The sequence below is a fragment of the Marinomonas arctica genome (genome assembly GCF_003259225.1).
GTDB classification, from domain to species: domain Bacteria; phylum Pseudomonadota; class Gammaproteobacteria; order Pseudomonadales; family Marinomonadaceae; genus Marinomonas; species Marinomonas arctica.
This window is the reverse complement of sequence record NZ_QHJF01000060.1, coordinates 1-6,316: the sequence shown is the minus strand read 5'-3', so window position 1 is coordinate 6,316 and position 6,316 is coordinate 1. Positions and strand designations below refer to the sequence as shown.

Here is a 6,316-nt window from a genome sequence, read left to right as displayed (position 1 = left end):
CGTCATTGATAGGGACGAAGCACAGTGTGGAAGGGACTAAGCACGAAAACTAGAGGCTGATTTAGTGGCGCTTACAGCGCACTCCCATTAGGGTAATGGTTAATTGCGTGCTGAGTCTTTCTAAACTTCGGTGCCATAGCGCTCAGGGGCGATCCAAAGATTCTCTTCTACTTGGCGTATTTTACTCATAACGCTGACTGCTCCAGATGAAAGTCATCAATTTCTGTTTGGTCCCGCCAAAAGGAGAGCGACCATTTGTCGTCTATGGTGATGTTGGGGTAGCGTAGTGTCACAGGGAAGCCTGAAGGGTATTTATACTCTAACGTCATCTGGTAATAGGTGTAGTTCATTCCCTTGTCGGTTTGTTCATTCGTGTTGTTGTCGCTATGCTTAATGGTCATCAATCCTTTTATGATCAAATCGGCATAAAGTAGACAGCTATATTCCCCCAATAGCTGTCTACTATTCAATAAACGGATAGCCTAATGCCAGTCGCATCGCTCGCCCGTCCACTCATGCACCTCTGCTGGCCATTTCTCTTTAAAAGGGCTTAATAAGGCCACTTTATCTGGCTTAAATAACAAAAGCAGTGGTGCTATTAACGCAACCATGATAAGAAATTTTATATAGCTTTCTTCGTCTGGGTCATATTTTAAATGTATATTTCTTGGGCGTTTACTAATATCAATATAGATAGGCTTATCCCCTGTCATATATCGACGTACATATTCCCAATAGCCATAAAGAGGGATGTGGTGTTCTATATTATGAAATAGATTCAATGGCACATGTTTTTGCCCTGTTAGATCTTTGTTAACGGCATGTTTAGGATTAAGCCATAAGGTCAGCTGATAACCATCTTGGGAGCCTTTTAAGCCAAGATTACGCTTAGCAACTTGGACGGAGATTTCACACTCATCCCAAGGTATACGGTACAAAATCTTTTTATGCCATACATACACCTCCTGATTGTCTTTATGAAAGCGTACTGGCGTATGTAATGTACGAAACAAACAAACAAGAGCACCAATAATAAAAAATGCATAACCACAGTAAATACTGATGTCTCTTAATTGAGGATCAGGCAAATAGGACAACACAAAGGATTCAAACGACCACCAAAACAGCAGGCCGATGACTCCCATCATGTAGAAACCTTCTCCACGATTAGTCACTGAATCGACTCGCATATCCAAGTAACCTTCATGTCCGCCCGCCGCCGACCCCTCAAATATTTCTCCCATGTCCTCTGCATTTTTATTCTTATAAACCACAAAAATCTTTTTATTGCCCGGCTGCAAAGGTTCATGAACTAAAGACTCCCCGTTAGGGTAATGATTAATGGCATGCTCAGTGCGTTTAAAATGGGGGGTGAAACCCATATCCGTGGGGGCTGTCCAGAGATTGGCTCCCACTTGCTTGATCTTACTCATGGTATTGCTGTCTCCAAATGAAACTCTTCAATCTCGGTGTGATCCCGCCAAAAAGCCAAAATAGAACCACCATCATCTATGGTGATTTTAGGGTAAGTTAAACTAATGGGGATACCTGCGGGTTGGTCGTATTCTAATGATAAGTTGTATTCAGTGTAGTTCATTCCCTTATTAGAAGATCGCCTACCCATTTGCCCTGCCCCTCTAATCGGCTGTGGTGCTAGCGTGCGTTCATCCACTTCTAGAGTCAAAATGCCTGTTTGATTTTTTATATCAAGCTGGCCTTTTAGCTTATTCATTTGCCAGCGATTTTCGGTGCTACTAGTGGCCAACAAGACAGACTGTACTCCAGTACGCCTACCTGTAATAGAGAAAGTCACATCACTGACTCCCTTTATGAACTGGGGAAATTCTACTTGAATCTTAAACACACTGAGCGCACCTTCTTTCGTTTGCTCTACAATTTGCGCCACGGGTTTGTAGAGATAGTCGCAAAAAGCTCGCAATTCCTTTGTCAGCCCAGATAATATTCCTTTACGAGTGGCTTCATCGGATATATCCGCACCAAGATATTCTTCTTTCTCTTCCAAGCTTGACACATCCTTGTTGTACTTATATTGCCCCTTGCCCCAATATGAAGTCTTAAGCAGAAGTGCCAACTTATCATCCGCCACCATATCGCGCCAAAAATCAAACGCCATCCCCAACACACCTAATACGATTCCTAAAATAACTAAGACCGGACCACTAAAGAAAATACCGGTTATAAAAAAGGTGGCAGAAGCGGCATTAGCCACAAGAGACAAGGTCGATAGGGTTACCACGCCAGCACTTTGCTGTTCAACATCATCTGACAGCTTTAACCAGCTAGAAAAAGTCGCGACCAAAGCCCCGATGGCCGGTAAAGCTCGAAATGCCCCGTTAACAAATCTTGCTGCTTTATTCCCTATCCTTTCATACATTTCCATTTGTTTTTCTACATCAAATTCAAAACGCCTAAAAAGAGTTTCCCCTAGTTTTTTTCTTTTTAGTAAATTTGTAGTCTTATTGCCTAAAGCTGTTGCTCCAGTGGTTTTCATGTAGCCGGTAAAGCTCTGCCCAGCAAAAGATTTGCTGAATACAGTATCCACCAACGCCATGGATGCAGTACTCAAACCAAACAAAGCGGTATACAAATCTGCTTTGGCTTTAAAGCTATTATCTTGCTCCAAAGCGTCATAAAGCTTAATTGTATTAAACAGCTGACCCAAAGCAAAAATCCCTACCAGTTTAGTTTGGCTGGCGGAAGAGAAAATTTTCTCCGTCTTCGCATACACCGTTTTTAACGTAGCGCTGTTTTTGCCATAGACTTCCGCTGCATTTAAATACTTAGCAAAAGGTTTTGGGTACTTGGCTTGGTTACGAGTAAAAGGATCGCCAGGGGCAGTACCTTGCTCTAAATCCAGCAAATCAACGTAATTACCGACTCGGCGAAGCTGGCGAAGATCCTGCGTCAATGCTTGTTTCAAAGGTTGGTTCAGGGTGACAGCAGCCATAGCCGCATAGGATGCTTTCAGATCAAACGCTACATCATGTAAGTTTGCGCTGTAAGTTGGAAATTGCAATCCATAGCGCCAACTCATATTGGTGATCATGTTTTTCCATAGTGCTTGCGCGCCCTGCGTTTTAACTCCCAGATGGGTTAAATGCCCCGTAACAGCTTGCATCAAAGCCTCTGTTGAAGGGGTAGCACGCGTGTTAAACAATAACTGCTCATGGGCTTTTTGTATTTCAGTACGTGTTGTACCCGCCAGACTATTAAAAGCATTCAACCATGAAGAGCCTGTTATTAAAGCGGTACCAAACCCCATAGCGATAAAATAATGCGCGCCATTACCTTCGATTTTGATTTCCGAATCTAAGTCTTTATCCTGCCCGATTTGATTTGATAAAGAGTCAACCCACTTGGCGACAATCTCAGCCCCTTTATCTGGGGCGTTAATATTGTTCAGAGATGCTGCTAACAAATGTTCTTTTAACAAAAACTGTGCTTCATCGGTGTCATCGAACCAAGAAAAAGCTAAATCTAAAATACGGCTACTATCTTGTATCCACGTTACCCAGTCCTCAGCAAGATCTTCAAGTACTTTCTTATACTCACTGCCAGCCTTATCTTTATTAGCTAGAAGCTCATCCATCTCACTAACATTGATGTGCTCTTCTAATTCAGACTTTTTTTCTTGCGCATTTTTCTCGGCTTGAGCGGCGACATCCTTTTTATAGTCATTTAGGTATTCTTGAAACGAGGCTTCATGCTCAGCTCGTTTTTCTTCAAATATTCTGTTTTTTTTCTCATCGGAAAATCGCGATACGATGAGGGACTGAGTTAACTCAGGTGGCGGAAAAGTTCCAAACAATACTCGTAATCGACCTTCATCCATTTCTGTCGCTTTATTGGCCTTATTCGCTTCTCTATTAATAAGAGCCCGAGTCAATTTCGCCATCTGAAAAGGATGCTGAACGGTAGCCATATTGGACATGACCATTTCATAGGCGATAGAAAATTCACGACATAAGTCGGTGGTAATGCCAATAGCATCCACGAGGCAAACCCCATAGTTATTGTCTGGGGTGGCGCTTTGGTAGTCACCGATAAAAGTATTCTCATCGGTACTGGTTTCAAGAGGGCTGGCGCTCCACTCGAGTAAGCTGGTGACATTAGGAGCCAATTCGGCAAGGTATTTCTTAACATCAAACAGCGCAAAGGTATCGGCTTGCTGGCCTTTGGCGGCCTTGGCGAAGTCTATCTTCTGCCCAGCCTTTTCGATCAAGTCTGGATGGGATTTTAATAAATCAATCCGTGCTTGGGTCAGCGGCGCTTGAGTCAGCCACATAATAACTTTGCTGCCTTTAGGCTGCTTGAGCAAGGGGAAGGCTGCGGTAACTTCTTGACTAGGCTCGCCAAATAGGCATTCGCCTTGCTCTTTGCCGTCTGCGTAGACCACTTGCAGCAAGTACTTTTCTTCAGGATGGTAGAGATACACCACCTGATCGGACAACTGACGCGTAATATATTTGTGCTGGGTTAAAGCTGGCAAGTTGGAGTTAAGAGTTAAGCCTTCAGCTAAATTAATCTCGCTGTCATCTTCAGCCACCGCATAACGTAAAGGTTTAATGGTCAACCAGTCGGCACGTAATGGGCACTCTTCTACCGCTGCGTCGGTTTTTGAATTGCTTTCTGCGTTGGCTGCTTGGGTTGCTGGATCTTCGACTTTTTCAGGAATAGACAGTTGATCGCCCACTTTAATGTCATTGGCGTCGCTGATGGATTGGTTGGCCGCTAATAATTTTTTCTGAGAAATACCATTGGCTTTTGCAATAGCAGAAATAGTATCGCCTGCTTCAATGATGTAATTTTTCATGCCGTCACTTCCTTATTATTTCGCTGTTCCAACTCAAATTCTAATGCTTGTAAGTTGGCTTCCTGCAACCTATCTTCAATAGGTTGTAATTTGTCTTCTAAGATGGCAACAATGTCTTTATGAGGGCTTTCTGAATGCCAAATATCCCCCAATCGACAAAGAATATTCATGTAACAAGTGGCGTCTTTTTGTGTCACTTGCTCTAGGGATTCCAGCTTTTTTAATTGCTCTATGACATGTTGCTGCTTGCTGTCTTTGCCATGCCAATAATCAGGGAAATGCTTGTCCACATGTTGAGTAAGTCTATAGGCCGATGCGTATCGCTTTGCGTCGGTTAAACCTTGCCATTCAGGGTCCGTAAACTGTGTTTGCTCAAGCAGTGCAACATCGGATACCTCGGGGCGCTCTGCATAAAAATAACGATTGTCTACGTAGTCTGGCAACCAAATTTTGCTCATGGGGCCTAGCCAAGCAACTTGTCTTGCTTCTTCTGTCGCCTTTAGCAAATGATACAAAGCAATAGGATCATATAAACGACTCAATGAGCCTTCTAAGCCTACGTGCTGACAATGTATTAACCTATGCCAGTGCTCTACCAGTTCTTCTAAAGAAGCATTAGACTCAAATACTAAGCCAAATCGCCACGGAGCTTTTGATTGTGCCCAAGCTTCAATGTCTGGGTGATAACTCACCAGCATTGGCGCGACATCCAAGACTTCTTTCCATTTTGTATTCACAAACAAATTACGGAATTCAGCATGCTCATGTTGATTCACAAATTGATTTATTAAAATCTGCTGCGCATCTTCAACGATTAAGGCACCATCAATAATCATCCATTTAGACTTAAAGTCAGTTGCAGCAGTCTCTGCAGACTCAGGAACTGAATTATCTATTCTGTCTATTGGTCTGAAGAACGTCATTCTGCTGCTGCCTCTTCACAAGCCTGACAAATAGGAGTGCCTTGCTCTGCGGCGGTAACTATGGCTTGTTTTTGCTGCATCGGCACTATTGGCGCTTCATTACCTTCAGGCGCCTCTAGGTTGGCATCGTATTCGGGTGAAGCCACGCTAAGCGGTATTTCGGGTAATGCCTCACTAAATCCACTGCCCGATCCCGCACCACCGCCTGAGTTTAGGTTGATGGCAGAACCGACTAGATGAACACCTGATCCATCAATTTTTAGGAAGCTTCCCCCTGCCATTAAGGTGAGCTCTGCCCCTGCGTTGACCACCAATTTCACACCGCTGCTTAGGTGAATCTCGTTCCCCGTATCGAGCACCGCTTTCGAACCCACTTTCTGTTGTAAGCTTCCGTCCACCATAAGTGTGTGATCTTTATCTATCTTGTGGCGACTTTCGCCTTTGATGGTCAGGTGGTCGTTGCCTGTGCCGTTTTCGCCGCCGATTTGGGTAAAGCGGTCGTTGTCGATTTGTCGGTGTTGATCGTGACCAATGTGAGTGATGCTGTCGTTGAGGACAT

Annotated in this window: 5 protein-coding genes; all 5 read right to left on the bottom strand. The window is 43.8% G+C overall.

Translation table 11 applies throughout. From position 1 onward, the window contains the following. Positions 1–185: 185 nt before the first annotated feature. Positions 186–470, bottom strand: coding sequence for a hypothetical protein (locus DK187_RS20740; protein WP_162623577.1), 285 nt, complete (start codon positions 468–470; stop codon positions 186–188). 12 nt (positions 471–482) lie between these two features. Then, positions 483–1,433, bottom strand: coding sequence for a hypothetical protein (locus DK187_RS20735; protein WP_111609198.1), 951 nt, complete (start codon positions 1,431–1,433; stop codon positions 483–485). Continuing rightward, positions 1,430–4,834: a LysM peptidoglycan-binding domain-containing protein gene (locus DK187_RS20730; RefSeq protein ID WP_111609197.1), complete on the bottom strand. Its 3,405-nt coding sequence runs from the start codon at positions 4,832–4,834 to the stop codon at positions 1,430–1,432. The genes DK187_RS20735 and DK187_RS20730 overlap by 4 nt, the downstream gene beginning before the upstream one ends. Continuing rightward, positions 4,831–5,757 carry a DUF4123 domain-containing protein gene (locus DK187_RS20725; protein ID WP_111609196.1) on the bottom strand — a complete coding sequence of 309 codons (927 nt, stop codon included), beginning with the start codon at positions 5,755–5,757 and terminating at the stop codon, positions 4,831–4,833. Before DK187_RS20725 ends, DK187_RS20730 begins: the two co-directional genes overlap by 4 nt. Next, on the bottom strand, positions 5,754–6,316 hold a 563-nt coding region (locus DK187_RS20720), incomplete at its 5' end, for a bacteriophage T4 gp5 trimerisation domain-containing protein (protein ID WP_420870155.1). The genes DK187_RS20720 and DK187_RS20725, both read right to left, overlap by 4 nt.

Bases quoted from the DNA above. Each gene is read 5' to 3' on its own strand.
- DK187_RS20735 (WP_111609198.1), bottom strand. From the start codon at position 1,433: ATGAGTAAGATCAAGCAAGTGGGAGCCAATCTCTGGACAGCCCCCACG.
- DK187_RS20725 (WP_111609196.1), bottom strand. From the start codon at position 5,757: ATGACGTTCTTCAGACCAATAGACAGAATAGATAATTCAGTTCCTGAG.
- DK187_RS20730 (WP_111609197.1), bottom strand. From the start codon at position 4,834: ATGAAAAATTACATCATTGAAGCAGGCGATACTATTTCTGCTATTGCA.